This window comes from Mesomycoplasma lagogenitalium (assembly GCF_029854295.1).
Lineage (GTDB): Bacteria > Bacillota_I > Bacilli_A > Mycoplasmatales > Metamycoplasmataceae > Mesomycoplasma_A > Mesomycoplasma_A lagogenitalium.
On record NZ_CP122979.1, the window covers coordinates 846227 to 867266 of the forward strand.

Consider the following 21040-nt stretch of genomic DNA (forward strand, 5'->3'; position numbering starts at 1 on the left):
AATATTTATTATGATTAAAAATAAAAAGTGACTAGTAGCATTCAAGGAGCACTTTCCAAATAACTGAGTTAAATGAAAAACATATTTAAAGTTTTCGCTTCCAGTTATTATAACTGGAATTTTATTTGCTTTAAATGGCTTTATTGATAACTTTATGGTTGCCAATATTGCTCACGGTGTTGATTCACTTTCTTATGCCAATTCTTGAAGTGGTATAGTTAGTGGATTAATTGCTGGTATTTCAATTGTTTGTTCTGTTTTAATCGGTCAATATTGAGGTTCTTTGAATTATAAAAAAATAAAAGAAGTAATGCGAATGAGGGTTTTACTCACTTTTATTTGTACAACAATTTTTGCTATTTTTGCGCTTACATTTACTAATCAAATGATTTCTGTGTTTTATCGAGGAGAACAAACTGAAATTGTTATGAATCAAGCAAGAGATTATTTAATGTTAATTACAGTAACATGAATAATTTTTTCTTGAACATCTCCGATGAGCGCTTTATTAGCAGAAACAGGACATGGAAAAGAAGCATTAATTTCTTCAATTGGATCATTATTAATTAATATAATTTTAAATGCTATTTTAATTTACGGACTAAAATTAGGAGTTAAAGGAGCTGCTTATGCTTCGATTGCAGCTAGAATTTTTGGAATAATTGGTGATACTTTTTTTGTATTTTTAAAAGTAAAAAAATGCTTAATTAATCCGCTAACAATTTATAAAATTTCAAAAGCAACTTGAAAAAAATTTTTTATAAGAATTCACAGTTCGCTTTTAATTGCTTCAAATGTTATATTAATTATTTTAAGAAATGTTTTATTTAATACAGCATTTCCTCAAGGAACTATTGGTAATTATGAATGAGCAATAGGGGCGGCAGCTATTTTAGGATTAACTGGCGCTATAAGTGAAATATTTTTAGCGGTTTTTGGTGCTATAAGTTCTAATATCTCTATTTTTGTAGGTAAATATTTAGGTAATAAAGAATTTGAAATTGCCAAACAAAATGCTAATGAATTAAAAGGATTTCATACAACTGTTGCTTTACTTTTATCGATAATTTTAATTATTTTCGCTTTAATTATTCCTAAAATAGATTATTTTAGTTCTGCAATTAAAGAATTAGATGCTAAAAAAATTTATTTAAATGAAATTAGAAACACACTGTTTGTTGTAGCATTTTTTAATCCATTATGAATTTGATATGTAACATCTGATAGATTAATTGCTTCTGGAGGAAGAACTAATTTAGCAGCATTTTTAGAATTTATATTAGAAGCAGTATCATTAATTTGATTAATTATTATTGCATTAGTTATAGTTCCTAATAATGAACATTTATCATTATGACACACTTATTGAATATTTTTTGCTTTAGATTTTCTTAAAATTTTTATATTTGAAATTATTTTTATTAAAGTTGATTGAGCTAGGCATATTGACGATCCTAATGTAAAAAGAAAAATATGAGAAAAAAATGTCATCAAAAATAATTAAGGGAATTGTAATTGCTAATAATGATTTTAACGATCATGATGCAATTGTTAAAATTATAACAAACAAGAAAATCATCTCTTTTGTGGCATTAGGAGTTAGAAAACCAAATAGCAAAAATCGTCCATCACTATTAGTTTGAACTTTAGGAGAATATGAAATTTTTCTTTCCCGTTTAAACAATAAACTTTCAAAACTAAAAAAGGGGACAATAATTAAAACGATTGATCATTTACAAATGACTTCCTTTTTAAGTGAAATGCAAGAAATTTTATATTATTTAAATAAATTGGAAATTTCAAATCATCAATTATTTACTAATTTAAATGATTTTATATCATTAGCTAATGGCGAAAATATCTATTATTGTAAAACATTTTTACTATTTAAAATAACTGAAAATTTTGGTTTTAAACAAAATTTAAGAAGTTGTGTAGAGTGTAATAGCAATCAAAATTTAAGAGATTTTCAGCTATATTCGGGTGGATTTTTGTGTAAATTTCACTCAAAAGATAATATTTTTAGATCAATTGAAGAATTAAAAACCTTTTATTATTTAAATTATTCAATGTCAGATTATATTAAATTAGCCAATTCTTATGCTAATTTAATCATTTATAGAGAAATTATTAATTTTCTTAAAGAAAATATTGCTTAAATGTGGTAATATTTTTTTTATATGATAAGAATAATTTCAGGAATTTTTAAAGGCAGAAGAATTGAAGAACCAGATCTTACAGTCGTTAGACCAACAACCGATAAAATTAGAGAAGCAATTTTTTCATCAATTCAATTTGAAATTGAAAATGCTACTGTTTTAGATCTTTTTGGAGGTTCAGGAGCAATTTCTATTGAATTTATTTCAAGACAAGCTAAAGAAGTCGATTTATCTGAAAAAAATAATAAAGTTTTTAATATTATTAAAAAAAATACAGAACAACTTAAAATAAAAAATTTAAATTTGTATAACATCGATGCTTTAAAAATGATAGAATTAAAAAAAGAAAAAAAATACGATTTTATATTTTTAGATCCTCCTTATGACAACCAACAATTGCTATTAGATTCTTTAGAAAAAATTCAAGAATTTGATATTTTAAGTGATGATGGAAAAATTATTATCGAAACTAATATTGACAATTTAGAATTTAATGCTAAATTTAAATTACTTAAATTAAAAAAATATCGCAAAACATTTATTTATTTTTTGGGAAAATAATAAAGGAGTAATATGAATAAAAATAAATTAATAATCCTAGCAGGTCCATCAGGAGTAGGAAAGGGGACTGTGGAAAATATTTTATTTGCTGATGAAAAACTAAAAAATATTTTAAAACTTTCTTGTTCAGCTACCACTAGAAAAGCGAGGCAAAATGAAACTGATGGAATTCATTACTATTTTATTTCTGAAGAAGACTTTTTAAAAAAGATTGAAAATAATGAATTTATTGAATGAAATAAACATTTTAATAATTATTACGGTACACTATATTCAGAAATTAAAAAAATCAATAAAGAAGGATATTTGCCACTTCTTGAAATTGAAACAGTTGGAGCATTGAATATAATGAAATATTACAATGATAAAAACAAAAAAAATGCTGTAATATCAATATTTTTAGCTCCTCCTTCACTTGATGAATTGAAAACCAGAATCAAAAATAGAGGAACTGAAAATCAAGATGAAATTGATATTAGAATTAGAAAAGCTGAAGAAGAAATTGCTGAAATGGATAAATTTATTCATAAGATAGTTAATGACACTCCTGAAAAAGCTGCCCAAAAAATAAAAGAAATAATTTTAAAAGAAATAGAGGAAAAAGATGAATAGTAATTTTTATTCGCTGTCAAAAATCGGAAAAAGAAAAGAAAATCAAGATGCGGTTTACGCTAAGGATTTTGAAGATGTTTCTTTTGGTATCATTTGCGATGGTATGGGAGGACACGCTGATGGAGCGATTGCATCTAGTATAGCCGTAAATACTTTCAAAGATTTAGCAGATAAACAAATTCCTCAATCCACCGAAGAAGAAGTGCACAATTGATTTTTAAATGGATTAGAATCTTCAATAAACAATATGGAATTAAGTGTAAAAAATAATAAACATTCTCTAGATATGGGTACTACTTTGGTTGCATTTTTACACTATAAAAAAGAAAATTTAACATATGTTTTAAATATTGGCGATTCAAGAGGGTATTTATATTTAAAATATTTAAATCAAATTACTGAAGATCAAAACGTTTTTAATCGTCTTGTAAATGAAGAAAATATTTCTTTTGAAGAAGCGCAGAGATGACCTGGTGCTTTTCAATTAACTTCATGTTTAGGTCCAAGAAAAAATCAAACTCCTACTATTAGTAAATTTAAACTTCCTAACATTGATGATACATTAATAATTTTAACAACAGATGGTGTTCACAATTCCATTTCAAAACCTATTATGGAAAATATTCTATTTCAAAAAGATAAAAGTTTAGAAGATAAAGCTCATGAAATTGTTGATATTGCTTTTAAAAATGGTTCCACCGATAATTTAACAATTTTAATATTTGAATTAGATTTACAAAATGTTTAACTTAGAAAATAATAAAAAATTAAATAGTAAATACAAATTATTAACTCAAATCGGAAAAGGTGGAATGTCCGTTATTTATTTAGCAATTAAAAAGGATGATAATTCTAAATGAGCTATAAAAGTAATGAAAAGTGAACAACTTGATAAAACAGGAATAACTAGATTTAAAGAAGAAATTAGAATTAGCAACAAAGTTAATTCCCCTTATGTTATAAAAATAGATGATTATTGCTTCGATCCTGGCAATAATGAATTTTGAATTGCTATGGAATTTGTGGATGGAACTATTTTGAAAAACGTCATTGAAAGAGTTGGTAGTTTAACTGAAAACGAAACTGTTAATTATGCCAAGCAAATAGTTTTAGGAATTGATGCAATTCACAAAGCTGGAATTTATCATAGAGATATTAAAGATACAAATATTATGGTATCCAATTTAAATGAAATTAAAATTATCGATTTAGGAATAGCAATTGATGAAGATTCAGAAAGAGTAACAAAAGAAAATAATGTTATCGGTTCTGTACATTATATGGCCGGGGAAATTGCTGAATATAAGAAAAAGGGTTCACCAAAAGCTGATATATATGCTATTGGGATAGTGATTTATCAAATGTTAATTGGAAACGTTCCTTTTACAGGTGATACATATATAAAAATTTTAGCTAAACATCGTGAAAGTGAAATACCTAACATTAAAAATATGAAACCTAATACATCTAATGGTTTAATAAACGTTATTAATAAATGTTTAGCAAAGGATCCAAATAATCGTTATGATAATATGGAAGAATTATATCGCGATTTATCAACTTGTTTAGATCCAAAAAGAATGGCTGAAAATGAACTTGTTTATAAAAGAAAAGTAAAAAAGGGAATAGCAGACTTTTTAGCCTCTAAAGCCGGTATGATCACTATTTGAACTATTTTTGGAATAACACTTTTATTATTAATAATAGTAATTATATTATTATATGGAATTGGAATTTAATGAAAAAAGGACAAATAATTAGAATTATCGCTGGCTTTTTTGATGTTTTAAATGATCAAAAAAAAGAAATAAGATTAAGAGGAAGTGGGAAATTAAGAAATTCAAACATTATTCCTTTAGTGGGCGATATAGTTGAATATGATGAAAGCGGATTTGTTCATAAAGTACTGGATAGAAAAAATTTTTTTACTAGACCTAAAATTGCCAACATTGATCAAGCAATAATAGTAATGTCTATTAAAGAGCCTGATTTTTCCAATTTGCTACTTGATAAATTCCTTTTAATTAGCGAATCAAAAGAAATTGAACCTATTATTTTAATAACTAAAATAGATTTAAAATTTAACTATCAAAAAATTGTTGATGATTATTTAAAAATGAATTATAAAATTTATTTTATCGATAATAACAATCCAAAGACAATTGAAAATATTAAAAAAGCTAATTTATTTGAAAATAAATTAAGTGTATTTATGGGTCAAAGTGGGGTTGGTAAAACTAGTATTATAAATAATTTATCAGATAATAATTTTCTCACTCAACAAATATCTAAATCATTAAACAGAGGGAAACATACAACAAGAGTTGTGCAAATAATTGATTGAAACAGCGGTCAATTAATTGATACTCCAGGTTTTAGTTCTTTTAGCATTGAATTAGATAAAAAACAAATTGCTACTGGTTTTAAAATTTTTAAAGAAAATGCTTTTTTATGTAAATTTAGAAGTTGTCTTCACTATCAAGAAAATGAAAAAGAATGTAAAATTAAAATGATGGTAAATGAAAATAAAATCCCGATGCAAAGATATTTAAATTACTTGTCATTTTTAAAAGAAATTTTAGGAGAAAATAATGAAAAAAATTAGTCCTTCATTGTTAAGTATAAAAAAAGAAAATCGTTTAGAAGTTGCTAATCAGCTGTTTAATATGAACATTGATTGAATCCACTATGATTATATGGATGAAAAATTTGTGCCAAATAGTGCTATTGAAATTTCTGAAATTGAAAATATTAAAAATAATAGTAAAAGACACATTATGGATATTCATATTATGGCATTTGAACCAGAAAAAGTTGTTGATCAAGTTATTGGATTAGTTGATTATGCTACCGTTCACTACGAAGCCTTTTCAAGTGAAAACGATTTACAAGAATTTATTAATAAATATAAAGGAAAAATTAAATTAGGATTATCAATTAAACCTAACACAAGTTTTGATAAAATAACAAAATTTTTAAATAATATTGATTTATTATTAATAATGTCTGTTGAACCAGGAAAGGGTGGACAATCTTTTATTGAAACTTCTTTAGATAAAATTAAAAGTGCAAGAAATTATATTGATAAAAATAAAATAAATATTTTAATTCAAGTAGATGGCGGAATAAATGACAAAACAGCTTCTGGTGCTTTTAAAGCAGGTGCTGATGTACTAGTTTCAGGTTCATATTTAACAATTGAACCTTCAAAATCTAAACTAGATTTATTATTAAAATAGGAGAAAATATGTTAGAGTTTGGAACAGCAGGAATTAGAGGGATTTTAGGAAATAAAAAAGAAAATTTAAATAAAAAACATGTTTATAGAATAATTGATGGCTATGCAAGATATTTATTAAAATATTTCCCTAATGTTAAAAAAGATGGAATTGTTATTGGTAGAGATAATAGAAATATGTCCTTTATATTTTTAAAATTAGCGGCAAAAATTTTAGCGAAAAACTATAAAATCAAAGTTTATAGTTCAAAAATTCCTTTAGCAACTCCATTTATAAGTTATGCAACTAAAAAACTAAGAGCAACAGGAGCAATTAATATTACCGCTTCTCATAATCCTAAAGAATATAATGGTATTAAATTATATAATCAAACAGGTGCTCAAATTTTACCTAATGAAGTTAAACTGATTACGCCTTTTTTTAAAAACTATCATCTAATTAAAAATAATTTATCAAATAAAAAAATTAGTTTTGATAATAAAAGAGTTATTAATATCGATTATTTAATTGATAAATATGTAAAAGATGTTTCATCAATTTTAGGCGAATATAAAAATGATAAAAAAATTGAAATCGCTTTTTCCCCGCTACACGGAACTGGCTCAATAATTATGCCTAAAATTGAAAAAATGACTGACATTAAAGTTCATTATGTAAAAGAAGAAATGAAAAATAGTAAATTTTTCCATTATGCATTTAATCCAAATCCCGAAGTTAAAAGTGCTTATGATAATTTAATTAAATTAATGGAAAATAAAAATTTAAAATATGGATTAGTAAGCGATCCTGATGCAGATCGAGTTGGTCTTGTAGAAAAACTTGACAATAATGAATTTTATTATTTTACAGGAAACGAATTAGCAACAATAATTTTTAACCAGTTGGTAGAAAAACAATATTTTAAAAATACAAGTGCATTAATTTATTCTTTTGTTTCTACTAATTTGCCTGCTATTATTGCTCAAAAAAATAATTTAAATACTGAAATAATTCCTACAGGATTTAAATGAGTTGGTCCAAAGATTGATCAATATTTACCAAAAACAAATAATTTTCAAGCATTTGCATTTGAAGAAAGTTATGGATCGTTAATTGATTATAATATTTCTTATGATAAAGATGCATTTCAATCAATTATAGCAGTTATAAAAATGCTACAAGAAAATTCTAAATTATCTTTTTATCAAAAACTTCAAGATATTTATAGAAAATATGGTTATGTAAAAAGTAAAGTAATTTCAATTAATTTCAATACTTTTGATAAAGTTAAATTAAATGAATATTTAAATAACTTTAAATCTCTAAAATTTGAATTAGAAATTGATACAATAATTGATTATCGTAAAGGTTATAAAGACATCAATCCAGAAAATATGATTCAAATTTTCTTTAAAAATAAATCATGAGTTAGTTTAAGACCTTCAGGTACCGAACCGAAAATTAAGCTTTATATTTTTTCAATCAATAATGATGAAAAACAAGCAGAAAAAATTTTAAGATATTTAGAACAAACATCTTATGATTTATTTAAATAAAGGTCAATGAAAAAGTAGGACAAATTCCTACTTTTTATTTTATATTTTTCATTTCTTTTTTTATCATTTTAGCTATTTCAAATGACAGTTTACAAGGAACGGCATTTCCAATTTGTTTAAGTATTTGTGATTTATTTCTGCAAAAAAGAAAATCATCGGGAAATGTTTGTAATCTTGCTAATTCTCTTGGAGTTAAAACTCTTGGTAATTCTGGATGTAAGTGGACTCCGCCATGATTTTCTTTCACGGTATAAGACGGTTTATTGTAATCTAATTTCCTAAAAGCATCAGAATAACCTTTCATAGCACTTTTTCCTACTGGAGTATTTATTATTTTTTCTTTCATTTGAGCACTATGATTAGAAAAAATATGGCTAAATTCTTTATCTTCTGGAGTATTTAACAAATCGTATATAGCATCTTTTGTTGTTTTAACTGGCTCACTATAATTTTTTAATTGATTAATTATATAATCAATTTTTTCTTTATATTTTTCTTTTGCACCAATAAAAATAACTCTTTCTCTCTTTTGCGGAACACCAAATTTACTAAATTTCATTTTCATTTAAAGCAATATCGCTTAATAAACTTTCGTTCAGTTTATAATCAAATGCTTTAACTGTTATTTTTTTATTATCTATTTTTTCATTTATAGTTATTTTATTTGCTGGTTTAACTATTTTAAATAATTTATCATCTAAATAAATTTCGTATGCTATTATTGATTTTTCAACATCTTTTTCGTCGAACGAAATTGTTAAAATGATATTTTCAGTTTCATCACTATTTATGTTTTTAGAAAATGTAACTTTAGGTATAGACCTTTCTGTTAATAACGGATATTTTAATTCATTATTAATTTCTGCTAAAATGTTGTAATATTCAATTTTTTTATTTAATTTAGGATAATTTGCTGTAAATTTTTTAATTTCTTCTTTTATATTTTCTTGGCCAAATCTAACTAAAATTTCAGAAAAATCGTATCCTGTTACTATTGAAAATAGCAAAGGAAATTTATTCATATCATTGTTGTTTTCTAAAGAGTTAAAAAGATTATTTGTATCATATTTAGCTAATTGATCTTTATTTCTTACTAATCTTTGTAGCGCTCCTCAAGCTCCAAATTTTTTTAATGTATTTATTTCATCATTTGTAAAAATTACATCATTTAATTTATTAAATGGATAATCATTGTAATTGAATTTATTAATGAATTCGGTTGTTAAAAATCACACATACATTGGAAAAAATGGAATTCCATTAACTTTATTTTTTTCAACAAAAAAGGTTTTTTGCTTGTTTTGTATTTTATCATTTAAATATTTAAATTGATTTAATTCGCCATTTTGATATTTAGGCATAAATTCATTTACATAAACATTAGGTTCATATTTTCCTTGCTTAATAAGCCGTTTGATTTCACTTAAACCTGTAAATGATGGGTACATATTGTTTGTTACTTCAACAATGCTTATGCTTTTTTTATCAATAATATGACCTTTTTCATGAGTAGCTGCTCAATCATATAAAAGAGAAGTGTCTTTAAAAATATTTGAAATTAATTTGGGATTAAAATGTAAATAATTAACAAAAGCATAAATATTAGATGGATTCATAACAGTATCGGAACCAATTATTAACAATGGCAAATTGGTTGGTTTGTGCACTTCTAATTCATCTTCTATATCTAATCCATCATATTTATTTACTAAATCAATCCAAATTTTTAATTCACTAGTAATTTTTTTAATAAAATCAACAGCTTTTAGGTCACTATCAATTTCTAATTCTTCTATAAATGTTTTAACAGCTCAAGAAACACTTCAAACTATTTCAATTCCTCCATTATCATAATTACTAATTCTCATAAAAGTGGAACTATTTAAATCTTCTTTTTTAAGATTATTTAAATAATGTCAAAAATTTTCAGGTTCATCTTCTTGGTGAATATAAAATAAATATTTAGAAAATGGAGCATTAACTTCATCTAGATTTTTAATTTCTGCAGATATTGGTTTTTCTGATAAATTACTTAAATAAGTTAAATAACCATATTTTTTATCTGTTAAATCAATTTCTATTTCATTATCTTTATAATCTAAAAATCATTCTTTTTCATCTAATGACAAATAACTATCATTTTCAGTGTTAGCACCTTGTCTAATGACAAATTTCACATCACCTTCAGGTTTGTGATTTAATTCAATTTTAATTTTATATTTTTTTCCTGCATCTAAATAAATTCCTGTAGGATCAATGTTAGAATAACTGAAAAATTCATCTCTTAAATTCCTAGATTTTTCTCCGTTTTTTAAAACTGATAGATGAATTTTATTATCTTTTTCATATTTAGGTAAATAAAATTCTTTTCTAAAATTATCGCTATTTTTAGCATCGATTTTTAAAACATCATTTTTACTTTTAATTTCATCATCCTTTTTAATTATTTCTTTATCATCTATTTTTTTAATAATTTTAGGCTCTTCATTTGGCTCTTTGTATTTTTTAATGATCTTTTTGTCATTTTCATCTTTATTTTTTTTATTTATTTCTGCTTTTGAACATGAAATAATTAGTGAAAAAGATGATAAAATCATAAAAATAGCTAAACTAAATTTTTTTCACTTTTTCATATTTAAATTATAATATTTTCAAGGACAAAATAATTATTTTAAATAGTAAAAAACAAATTTACTTTATTTAATTAAATAAATTTTATTGTAAAACAGACTTTCTGAATTTAGAGAGTCTGTTTTTATATTTTATTTAGTAAAATTTACTTGTTTTCATCTTCAAAAAGCGATTTTCCATTTGAAGCTATTACTTTTTTATATCAATTAAATGAAGCTTTTTTATAACGATTTAATGTTCCGTTTCCTTGATCATCTAAATCTACATAAATAAAGCCATAACGTTTAGACATTTGAGCTGTTCCTGCTGAAACTAAATCGATTGGACCTCAAGAGGTGTATCCAATTAAATTAACTCCATCAGCAATTGCCTCATTTGCTTGAATTAAATGATCTTTCATATAGTTAATTCGATAATCATCTTCAACTGTTTGAATTCCATCTTTTTCAATTAATTGATCTTTGGCACCAAAACCGTTTTCAACTATCATTAAAGGTTTTTGATAACGTTCTCATAAGGTGTTTAAAATAATTCTTAGTCCTTGTGGGTCAACATTTCAACCTCATTCTGTTTGTTTCAATGTTGGATTAATTAGTGGCTTAAAGCCATTGAATAAATTATTATTATTATTATCCGCTACTGTTGATAAATAATATGAAAAAGTTATAAAATCAACGGTATTTTTTAGAATTTCTTCATCGCCTTGTTCCATTTTTATATCAATATTATTTTCTTTAAAATAACGTTTTATATAACCTGGATATGATCCTCGTGCTTGAACATCAAAGAAAAAGAAATTTTGCCAATCTTTTTTCATTTTAGCAATATTATCATCTGGGTGTGCTGTTAATGTATAAATAGGAATTGCTATTGACATACATCCAATTTTAAAATCTTTATATTTTTCTTTTGCTAATTTTACTACTTTTGCACTTGCTAATAAAGTATTATGAACTGCTTGAAATCTTAAATTTATATCATTTCTATTTTCGAGTACACCTGCTGCCATAAGAGGAGAAAATAGTATTGCATTAATTTCGTTAAATGTTAATCAATATTTAACTTTATCTTTGTATCTTTCAAATACCGTTTGTACATATTTCATAAAAAAATCAATAGTTTTTCTTGAAGCAAATCCATTATATTTTTTAGCTAAATTATATGGAGTTTCATAGTGACTTAAAGTTACAATTGGTTCGATATTTAATTCTTTTAAATATGAAAATACTTTATCATAAAATTCAAGTCCTTTTTCATTGGGTTTTTCATCATCTCCATTAGGGAAAATTCTCGATCAAGAAATTGACATTCTTAAAGCGGTGAATCCCATTTCTTTAAATAAGTCAATATCCTCTTTTCAGCGATGATAAAAATCAATAGCATTTAATTTTAAATTGCTATCTAAAACTTTATCTGATACTTCTCCGTGCGAACCTTTTGGTAAAAATTCTTGAATACTTAAACCTCTACCGTCTTTATTATATGCGCCTTCAATTTGATTTGCAGCTGTTGCCCCGCCTCAAAAAAAGTTTTTAGGAAAATTACTTTTCATATTATTTTATCCTCATTTCTATATGATCTTTTGTTTCTTTTATTTCAATATCTTTATATTGTTCTTTAGTTGGCAATGTAATCATCAATGAATTATCATAACCTTCTTCTGTTATTTTTTGATAATCAAATTCGATTATTGTTTCACCCTTTTTCACTACATCGTTTACCTTTAAATCACTTTTAAAGTATTTGCCATTTAAATTAACTGTATCGATTCCAATGTGAATTAAAATATCAATTCCAGTTTTAGTTTTTAAAGCAATTGCATGCTTGGTTTCAGCGACAAAAACCACTGTAAAATCCTGTGATGCGATAAGGGCATTATTATTAAAATTATTAAATGCAATTCCCTTTCCTAAACTTTTGCTAGCAAATGCTTGATCATTGACTTTTTCTAAAGGTAAATAATCTCCTGGTTTTTTAAATTTAATAACATTATTTTTTGACATTTTTGCTTGTATTTTACTTTTTAAATTGCTTTTTGCAACAACTAACTTATCTATTGTATGTGTTTTAACAGGAATAACAACATAATTATTTAATTTGGTTTTAAAATCAGAATAACCATTTGACATTTTTGTATTAAATGCATTAATTTTAACCATTGCTTTTTCAGGTAATTTAACTTTATAAAACATTAGCATTAATAAAAACGATGCAAAAAGTCCTCCAAAAGTTAATATTAATGTTAAATAAAAGTTTAAATTAAATCCATTTACAGGATCTATAAACAATGGTAAACGAACAAAACCAGATGCCAGTGCACCAAAAACTTTAATTTGAAATGCACCCGCTATTGCTCCTATTATTCCTGATACTACACAAGATAATACAAATGTCTTTTTCCGCGACAATGTAAAACCATAAATTGTTGGTTCAGTAATTCCAAAAAAAGCACTTGCTAGAGCACTAATTCCCTTTGAAAAATCTATTTTTCTTTTTTCTAAAACCATTAAAGCTAATAAAATTCCAATTTGGGTTACAAAAGGAAAGAAAATTATTGCAGCTAGTGGTGAAGCATTTGCTGCACTTGCAAATTCTAATAAAGCAATTGGAACTAGCGATCAATGAAGTCCAAAAATTACTAGTATTTGTCAGAAAAAACCTACAATTAATCCAACCAATATTGGAGAAAAGTTGTAAATATTTTTAATGGCGATATTTAAAATTTGTTGCGCCCATGATGCTAATGGTCCGATGAATAAAAGACCAAAAAATGATCCAACAAAAAAGACAATTAAATTAGTTGTTATCATCGAAAGAGCTTGTGGTGTCACTCTTTTTAAAAATCTATTTAATTTTGATACAGATAATAAAATAATAATGATAGGAATGAACGAAGAAGCATAACCTCCTTTTGGTCAAATAATAGGCATTTTCCCTATTCTAGCATAAACGTCAGTTTCAAAAATGGTTCCTACAAAAATTTTATCTGCTACTTGTTTTTGTTGCACACTAATGCCATCAACAGCTCCTGAAAAATTATAGACAATTGATGGAAATACTAGAAAAATTGCAATGGACATTGCTACATAAACATTTATGTCTTTTCTTTTGGCGACATTATATGCTATAAATACTGGAAGAAAATTAAATGTCGAATCTCCTAGTGCTTTCATAATTATAAACATCGCATCAGTTGACGGAACTTTAAATGCACTCATTGTTGCAACTATTCCTTTTAAAAGTCCAGAAACAATTAAAATCGGCAATGCTGGTGTAATAACACCAACGATAAAATCGAGAAAACGAGAAAGTAATTTAGTCTTTTTATCTTGATTTAAATTATTATTATTATTATTTGCATTAATAAAACCTAAAATTTCATTAACTGCATTAAAAACATTTTTAACTTCATTTCCGATAATAATTTGATATTGCCCGCCAGCTTTAACAACACTAATTACTTGTGCCATCTTTTTTATTTTGTCAGTATTTGCTAAATTTTCATTTTGTAAAACTAAACGTAATCTGGTCATACAGTGTTTTACACTAACGATGTTGACTTTTCCACCGACATTATCAATTATTTCTTGAGCAATTTTTTTATAATTCATAATTAATAACCTCCTTAAATCAATTATAAAAAACATCGCTTTTTTTTTTTTTTTTGTGAAAAACCTACTTTTTAGCCATTTTTATTAACTTTTTTTAAAAAATAAAAAATAATTAAAAATAGATCTTTAAAATCTAGATCTATTTTTAATTATTTATAATCCTCGGTTTTTAAACCATTAAATTTAATTTGTTTTACTTTTTATTTTCAAAAAGCGATTTCCCATTTGAAGCTATTACTTTTTTATATCAATTAAATGAAGCTTTTTTATAACGATTTAATGTTCCATTTCCTTGATCATCTAAATCTACATAAATAAAGCCATAACGTTTTGACATTTGGGCAGTAGATGCTGAAACTAAATCAATTGGACCTCAAGAAGTATAGCCAATTAAATTAACTCCATCAGCAATTGCCTCATTTGCTTGAATTAAATGGTCTTTCATGTAGTTAATTCGATAATCATCTTCAACTGTTTGAATTCCATCTTTTTCAATTAATTGATCTTTAGCACCAAATCCGTTTTCAACTATCATTAAAGGTTTTTGATAACGTTCTCATAAAGTGTTTAAGATAATTCTTAGTCCTTGCGGGTCAATTGTTCAACCTCATTCACTTTGTTTTAAAGTTGGATTTGGAGTATGATGGAATCCATTAAATAATTCATCTTTACCATCAGTGACTGTTGAAAAATAATATGAAAAAGTTATAAAATCAACAGTGTTTTTTAAAATTTCTTCATCTCCTTGCTCCATTTTTATATCAATGTTATTTTCTTTAAAATAGCGTTTTATATAACCTGGATATGATCCTCGTGCTTGAACATCAAAGAAAAAGAAATTTTGTCAATCTTTTTTCATTTTAGCAATATTATCATTTGGATGAGCTGTTAATGTATAAATGGGCATTCCAATTGACATACATCCAATTTTAAAATCTTTGTATTTTTCTTTTGCTAATTTTACTACTTTTGCGCTTGCTAATAAAGTATTATGAACTGCTTGAAATTGTGTATTTACATCTTCTTGATTTTCAAGTACACCGGCTGCCATAAATGGTGAAAATAGTATTGCATTAATTTCGTTGAATGTTAATCAATATTTAACTTTATCTTTATATCTTTCAAATACCGTTTGTACATAGTTCATAAAAAAGTCAACGGTTTTTCTTGAAGCAAATCCATTATATTTTTTAGCTAAATTATATGGAGTTTCATAGTGACTTAAAGTTACAATAGGTTCGATATTTAACTCTTTTAAATATGAAAATACTTTATCATAAAATTCAAGTCCTTTTTCATTTGGTTTTTCATCATCTCCATTAGGAAAAATTCTTGATCAAGAAATCGACATTCTTAAAGCGGTGAACCCCATTTCTTTAAATAAGTCAATGTCTTCTTTTCAGCGATGATAAAAATCAATAGCATTTAATTTTAAATTGCTATCTAAAACTTTGTCTGTTATTTTTCCAAAAGCACCTTGTGGTAAAAACTCTTGAATACTTAAACCTCTACCATCTTTATTATACGAACCTTCAACTTGATTTGCCGCTATTGCGCCACCTCAAAAAAAGTTTTTAGGAAAATTACTTTTCATATTATTTTACCCTCATTTCTATATAATCTTTTGTTTCTTTTATTTCAATATCTTTATATTGTTCTTTAGTTGGTAATGTAATCATCAATGAATTATCATAACCTTCTTCTTTTATTTTTTGGTAATTGAACTCTATAATTTTATCGCCTTTTTTAATTATATCATTTGCCTTTAAATCACTTTTAAAGTATTTACCATTTAAATTAACTGTATCAATTCCAATGTGAATTAAAATATCAATTCCAGTTTTAGTTTTTAAAGCAATTGCATGTTTGGTTTCAGCAACAAAAACTACTGTAAAATCTTGTGATGCAATAAGGGCATTATTATTAAAATTATTAAATGCAATTCCCTTTCCTAAACTTTCACTAGCAAATGCTTGATCATTGACTTTTTCTAAAGGTAAATAATTTCCTGGTTTTTTAAATTTAATAATATTATTTTTTGACATTTTTGCTTGTGTTTTATTTTTTAAATTGCTTTTTGCAACAACTAATTTGTCAATTGTATGTGTTTTAACAGGAATAACAACATAATTATTTACTTTGGTTTTAAAATTAGAATAACCATTTGATATTTTTGAATTAAATGCATTAATTTTAACCATTGCTTTTTCAGGCAATTTAACTTTATAAAACATTAGCATTAATCCAAAAGCTAATAAAATTCCACCGAAAGATAAAGCGATTGCAACTCAAAAATTGGTATTTTCACTTATCGGTACATTTGGTGTGATAAATAATGGTAAATTAGTTAATCCTAACGGATTTGCATATGCTTCTAATTTAAATGCTCCTGCTATTGCTCCTAAAATACCAGAAACCAAACAAGATAAAAAGAATAATTTTTTTCTAGATAAAGTAAATCCATAAATTGTTGGTTCAGTAATTCCGAAAATTGCACTAGCAAATGCTCCTGTAGCTTTAGGCAAATCAATTGTTTTTCTTTCTAAAAGCATTAATGCTAATAAAATTCCTATTTGCGAAACAAATGGTAAAAAGATAATCGCCCCAATTTGTGATGCTCCTGATGCTAATTGTAAAATAACAATCGGAACAACTGATCAATGAAGACCGAAAATTACTAAAATTTGTCAGAAAAAACCTAAAAGCAACCCTGTTGCTATTGGAGAAAATTCATATATAGAATTAATAACATAATTTAATATTTGTTGCATTCAGGAAATAACTGGTCCGATAAATAATAAACCGCCAAATGCTCCAACAAAAAATACAATGGAATTTGTAGTAATTGAAGAAAGTGCTTCTGGTGTTACTCTTTTTAAAAAACGATTTAATTTAGATACAATTAATAAAATAGCGATGATCGGAATAAATGAAGAGGTATATCCTCCACTTGGTCAAATTATTGGCATTTGACCAAGTTTGGCATAAATTTTCGATTCAAATATCGTATTAGCAAAAATAACATCAATTGGTTCTTTTGCTGTGGAATTAGCACCATCGACTATTCCTGAAAAATTATAAACAATGGTTGGCATAATTAAAAATAATGCAATCCCCATCGCGACAAAGATATTAATATCTTTTCTTTTAGCAACATTATATGCAATGTAAACAGGAAGAAAAGCAAATGTTGCATCCCCCATTCCTGCTAATATAATGTACATTGTGTTATTCGCAGGAACATTTGCGGCACCTAAAATTGCTACAAGCCCTTTAAATAACCCCGAAACTATTAAAATAGAAATTACTGGTGTAATTGTCGCAACTATAAAATCAATAAATTTATTTAATAAAGTTGTTTTTTTAACATTATTAGAACTTAAATTATTTGATATTTCGCCACTTAAACCTAAAATTTCAATTACGGCATCGAAAATGTATTTAACTTCATTTCCGATAATGATTTGATATTGTCCGCCAGCTTTAACAACACTAATAACTTTGCTAATTTTTTTAACTTTTTCTGTATTAGCTAAATTTTCATCTTTTAATATTAATCTCAACCTTGTCATACAATGTTTTGCATTGATAATATTTGTTTTTCCTCCAACATTATCAATGATTTGCTGAGCAATGTTTTTATAATTCATTTTAACCTCCTTAATTTAATTATAAAGCCATCACTTTTTTTTTTTTTTTTTACTCAAAAGATTAAAAAAACACTTGTTTAAAGGCATTTTTTAATAAAATAAAAATTAAATTTAATGTTTATAAACTAAAAGAAAAAATAATTTATGTACATTAAATATTTTCATTTTTTTAAATTTAATAAAAAAGTAAAAGTAATAAAATATAAAAAAATCACTGTTGGATAATTGAATAAAGAAAAAGAAAATAAAAATTATTTGTTTTTATAAAATTTTAATTATAAATTTAATTAATTTATTTAAATGATATTAATAAATTTAAAAAGCGTTAAAAATCAAGACAATAAAGAGCATTTATAAAAAAATATGGAAAAATTGGCAAAAAATTGCATTATTTTTTTATAATATTAATATTAAAAAATAAATAAAAATAAATTAAGGGGAAAAATGCATTTAACAAGCAAAAAAACAATAGATGATTTACAATTAAAAGGAAAAAAAGTTTTAATAAGAGTTGATTTTAATGTTCCTATCAAAGATGGAAAAATAACTTCAGTAAAAAGAATAGTATCTTCTTTACCTACAATAAATAAAGTACTTGAAGAAGGTGGAAAAGCAATTGTTTTTTCTCATCTAGGAAGAGTAAAAGAAGAAGCTGATAAAACTAAAAAATCCTTAAAACCTGTTGTTTATGAATTAGCAAATCAATTAGGAAGAAATATTATTTATGTTGATCAAACAAGAGGTGCTAAATTAGAACATGCAATCGAAAAAATGCAAGATGGTGAAATTTTAGTATTTGAAAACACAAGATTTGAAGATTTAAATAATAAAGCCGAATCTAAAAATGATCCTGAGTTAGGAAAATACTGAGCATCATTAGGAGATGTATTTATTAATGATGCTTTCGGTACAGCTCACAGAGCTCATGCTTCTAATGTTGGTATTGCTTCGAATATCGCTGAATCAGCTATGGGATATTTACTAGAAAAAGAAGTAAAAGCACTATCGAAAATAGTTCACAATCCTATTAAACCATTTGTAGCAATTATTGGAGGAGCGAAAATTTCAGATAAAATCGGTGTTGTTTCATCATTATTAGAAAAAGCAGATAAAGTTATTATTGGTGGCGGAATGGCATATACTTTCAATAAGGCGCTAGGATTTAATATCGGTAATTCTTTAGTTGAAGAAGATAAAATCGAATTAGCGAAAGAATATTTAGAAAAATATAAAGATAAAATTATTTTACCTGTTGATCATGCTTCAGCAACAAGTTTTGAAGATCAAGAAAGAATTTTAAATCCTTCTCACCCACTACAAATTCCAGAAAATACAATGGGGCTAGATATTGATCAATATTCTATTGAATTATTTAAATCTGAATTAGAAGGTGCTAAAACAGTTTTATGAAATGGACCAATGGGAGTAACAGAATTTTCTAATTTTAAATACGGAACTGAAGCTGTTGCAAAAGAAATATCTAAATTAGAAGATGCTTATTCAGTTATTGGTGGTGGCGATTCAGTTGCCGCTGTTGAAAATTTAGGATTTGAAGATGCATTTAGTCACATTTCTACAGGTGGCGGAGCTTCTATCGAATTTTTAGAAGGAAAAGAACTTCCTGGAATTAAAGCAATTCAAGATAAATAATAACTTAGATTAATAAATTATTTAAATAAAATACCAAAAATCAACCGCAAAAATAAACGGTTGATTTTTTATAATTACATTTACTAACAGCACATAAAAAGTAAAGGCCATTTTTATATACTGCTTTTATATATAAAAAAACTTGTTCATAACTGTTTATTAATTATTATGAATATTTTTTAAAGAACTGGGCTAAAATAGCTTTTTTAACAGATTTTTCCATCATTTACATTCAATATTAATTGGCCAAATAAGAAATGAATTAATTCACTTTTCCCTTTATCTCTATAAATAGCACCTAATGGCGATTCAAAAACATCACCAGATATGTGATGATTTATTTCTTGACCATTTCCTAATAAAACAGTCTCATCAAGTCTTAAAAAGCACTTAAGTTAAAAAATGTTATATTAGATTGAATTATATTTTTTTTAATTAGTTATTTTTTAAATAAATTTGAGCTGCTTTAGCAATCATTGCTGCATTATCAGTACAATATTTTAAATCAGGAGTAATAACATTTTTATGTAATTTTAAAAATTCTTGCCTTAATAATTTATTAGCAGAAACTCCACCTGCTAAAACGATTGAATTTACTTGATAATGTTTAATTGCTAAAGAAAATTTTTCAATTAAATATTCAACAACTGTCTTTTGAAATTCATAAGCAATTTCACTAACTGGAACATTTAATTTTCTGTTTTCAAAATTATTAATGATGTTAATAACTTGAGTTTTAATACCACTTAATGAAAAATCATAAATCTCTTCGGTTTTTGGTTTTGTTAGTTTAATGGAAGTTCTTTTGCCACTGTAATTTCAATATTCTTTATCTATTAGCGGGCCGCCGGGAAATCCTAAATTTAATTTTCTTGCAACTTTATCGTATGCTTCCCCTACTGCATCATCTAAAGTTTCACCAATAATTTTAATATTATTTTCATTTTCAGCATACAGAATTTGTGTATGACCACCTGAAACTAATAGCCCTAATGCTGGATATAAAATTTCATTATCAATTGCTCCTGAAAAAAAATGACCATCTAGATGATTGATTGCTATTAGTGGTTTATTTATCGCCAATGAAATAGCACTTGCAAATAAATAACCAACTTGTAGTGCTCCAATTAATCCCGGTTCTTTTGTATATGCAATATAATCAATTTTATCTAATTTAATAACTTTTTTAATTTCTTGCAAAATTAAAGCAATGTTATTAACATGCTCTCTTGAAGCGATTTCGGGAATTGTTCCGCCATATTTAGCATGAATATCTATTTGACTAAATATAATATTTTTTAAAATTTTGTTATTTTCTAAAATTGCTATTGATGAATCATCGTGTGATGTTTCTATTGCTAAAATTGTCATTTTTACCTCTTAAATAAAATT

At 25.4% G+C, this 21040-nt stretch carries 17 protein-coding genes; 10 read left to right on the forward strand and 7 right to left on the reverse strand.

Features of this window, described 5'->3' with window-relative positions:
* Window positions 1–10: 10 nt before the first annotated feature.
* The 9 genes from QEG99_RS03665 to QEG99_RS03705 are packed head-to-tail and all read left to right on the forward strand — an operon-like array spanning window position 11 to window position 8106.
* Window positions 11–1504, forward strand: a complete 1494-nt coding sequence (locus QEG99_RS03665) for an MATE family efflux transporter (protein ID WP_280101837.1) — start codon at window positions 11–13, stop codon at window positions 1502–1504.
* Window positions 1485–2159 carry a DNA repair protein RecO gene (gene recO, locus QEG99_RS03670; RefSeq protein ID WP_280101838.1) on the forward strand — a complete coding sequence of 225 codons (675 nt, stop codon included), beginning with the start codon at window positions 1485–1487 and terminating at the stop codon, window positions 2157–2159. The genes QEG99_RS03665 and recO overlap by 20 nt, the downstream gene beginning before the upstream one ends.
* Before the next feature lie 21 nt (window positions 2160–2180).
* Window positions 2181–2720, forward strand: coding sequence for a 16S rRNA (guanine(966)-N(2))-methyltransferase RsmD (gene rsmD / locus QEG99_RS03675; RefSeq protein ID WP_280101839.1), 540 nt, complete (start codon window positions 2181–2183; stop codon window positions 2718–2720).
* 12 nt (window positions 2721–2732) lie between these two features.
* Window positions 2733–3332, forward strand: coding sequence for a guanylate kinase (gmk, locus tag QEG99_RS03680; protein ID WP_280101840.1), 600 nt, complete (start codon window positions 2733–2735; stop codon window positions 3330–3332).
* Window positions 3325–4080 (forward strand): PP2C family protein-serine/threonine phosphatase, encoded by a 756-nt coding sequence (locus QEG99_RS03685; RefSeq protein WP_280101841.1) that lies wholly within the window; start codon window positions 3325–3327, stop codon window positions 4078–4080. The genes gmk and QEG99_RS03685 overlap by 8 nt, the downstream gene beginning before the upstream one ends.
* Window positions 4073–5071 (forward strand): serine/threonine-protein kinase, encoded by a 999-nt coding sequence (locus QEG99_RS03690; RefSeq protein WP_280101842.1) that lies wholly within the window; start codon window positions 4073–4075, stop codon window positions 5069–5071. The genes QEG99_RS03685 and QEG99_RS03690 overlap by 8 nt, the downstream gene beginning before the upstream one ends.
* Window positions 5071–5937, forward strand: coding sequence for a ribosome small subunit-dependent GTPase A (gene rsgA / locus QEG99_RS03695; RefSeq protein ID WP_280101843.1), 867 nt, complete (start codon window positions 5071–5073; stop codon window positions 5935–5937). The genes QEG99_RS03690 and rsgA overlap by 1 nt, the downstream gene beginning before the upstream one ends.
* A complete protein-coding gene (locus QEG99_RS03700) occupies window positions 5924–6571 on the forward strand; it encodes a ribulose-phosphate 3-epimerase (protein WP_280101844.1) in 648 nt (215 codons plus the stop codon). Before rsgA ends, QEG99_RS03700 begins: the two co-directional genes overlap by 14 nt.
* Before the next feature lie 8 nt (window positions 6572–6579).
* Complete coding sequence (locus QEG99_RS03705; protein WP_280101845.1) at window positions 6580–8106, forward strand: phospho-sugar mutase; 1527 nt, start codon at window positions 6580–6582, stop codon at window positions 8104–8106.
* Window positions 8107–8140: 34 nt separating this feature from the next.
* On the opposite strand, the gene QEG99_RS03710 is transcribed toward QEG99_RS03705, so the two are convergent.
* From QEG99_RS03710 to QEG99_RS03735, 6 genes are all read right to left on the reverse strand, one after another.
* A complete protein-coding gene (locus QEG99_RS03710; RefSeq protein ID WP_280101846.1) occupies window positions 8141–8665 on the reverse strand; it encodes a DNA cytosine methyltransferase in 525 nt (174 codons plus the stop codon).
* Entirely contained in the window at window positions 8655–10739 is a 2085-nt protein-coding gene (locus QEG99_RS03715) for a hypothetical protein (RefSeq protein ID WP_280101847.1), read from the reverse strand. The genes QEG99_RS03710 and QEG99_RS03715 overlap by 11 nt, the downstream gene beginning before the upstream one ends.
* A 143-nt stretch (window positions 10740–10882) precedes the next feature.
* Window positions 10883–12289 carry a glycoside hydrolase family 1 protein gene (locus QEG99_RS03720; RefSeq protein ID WP_280101848.1) on the reverse strand — a complete coding sequence of 469 codons (1407 nt, stop codon included), beginning with the start codon at window positions 12287–12289 and terminating at the stop codon, window positions 10883–10885.
* Between the two features lies 1 nt (window position 12290).
* Window positions 12291–14348 (reverse strand): glucose PTS transporter subunit IIA, encoded by a 2058-nt coding sequence (locus tag QEG99_RS03725; protein ID WP_280101849.1) that lies wholly within the window; start codon window positions 14346–14348, stop codon window positions 12291–12293.
* A 193-nt stretch (window positions 14349–14541) separates the two neighbouring features.
* Window positions 14542–15942, reverse strand: a complete 1401-nt coding sequence (locus QEG99_RS03730; protein WP_280101850.1) for a glycoside hydrolase family 1 protein — start codon at window positions 15940–15942, stop codon at window positions 14542–14544.
* Window position 15943: 1 nt separating this feature from the next.
* On the reverse strand, window positions 15944–17998 hold the full coding sequence (locus QEG99_RS03735) for a glucose PTS transporter subunit IIA (RefSeq protein WP_280101851.1): 2055 nt from the start codon (window positions 17996–17998) through the stop codon (window positions 15944–15946).
* Window positions 17999–18442: 444 nt separating this feature from the next.
* Between QEG99_RS03735 and QEG99_RS03740 the strand changes: the two genes are divergently transcribed.
* Window positions 18443–19648, forward strand: a complete 1206-nt coding sequence (locus tag QEG99_RS03740) for a phosphoglycerate kinase (protein ID WP_280101852.1) — start codon at window positions 18443–18445, stop codon at window positions 19646–19648.
* A 435-nt stretch (window positions 19649–20083) separates the two neighbouring features.
* Here QEG99_RS03740 and tsaD read toward each other — a convergent pair whose 3' ends face one another.
* Window positions 20084–21019 (reverse strand): tRNA (adenosine(37)-N6)-threonylcarbamoyltransferase complex transferase subunit TsaD, encoded by a 936-nt coding sequence (tsaD, locus tag QEG99_RS03745; RefSeq protein ID WP_280101853.1) that lies wholly within the window; start codon window positions 21017–21019, stop codon window positions 20084–20086.
* Window positions 21020–21040 lie beyond the last annotated feature (21 nt).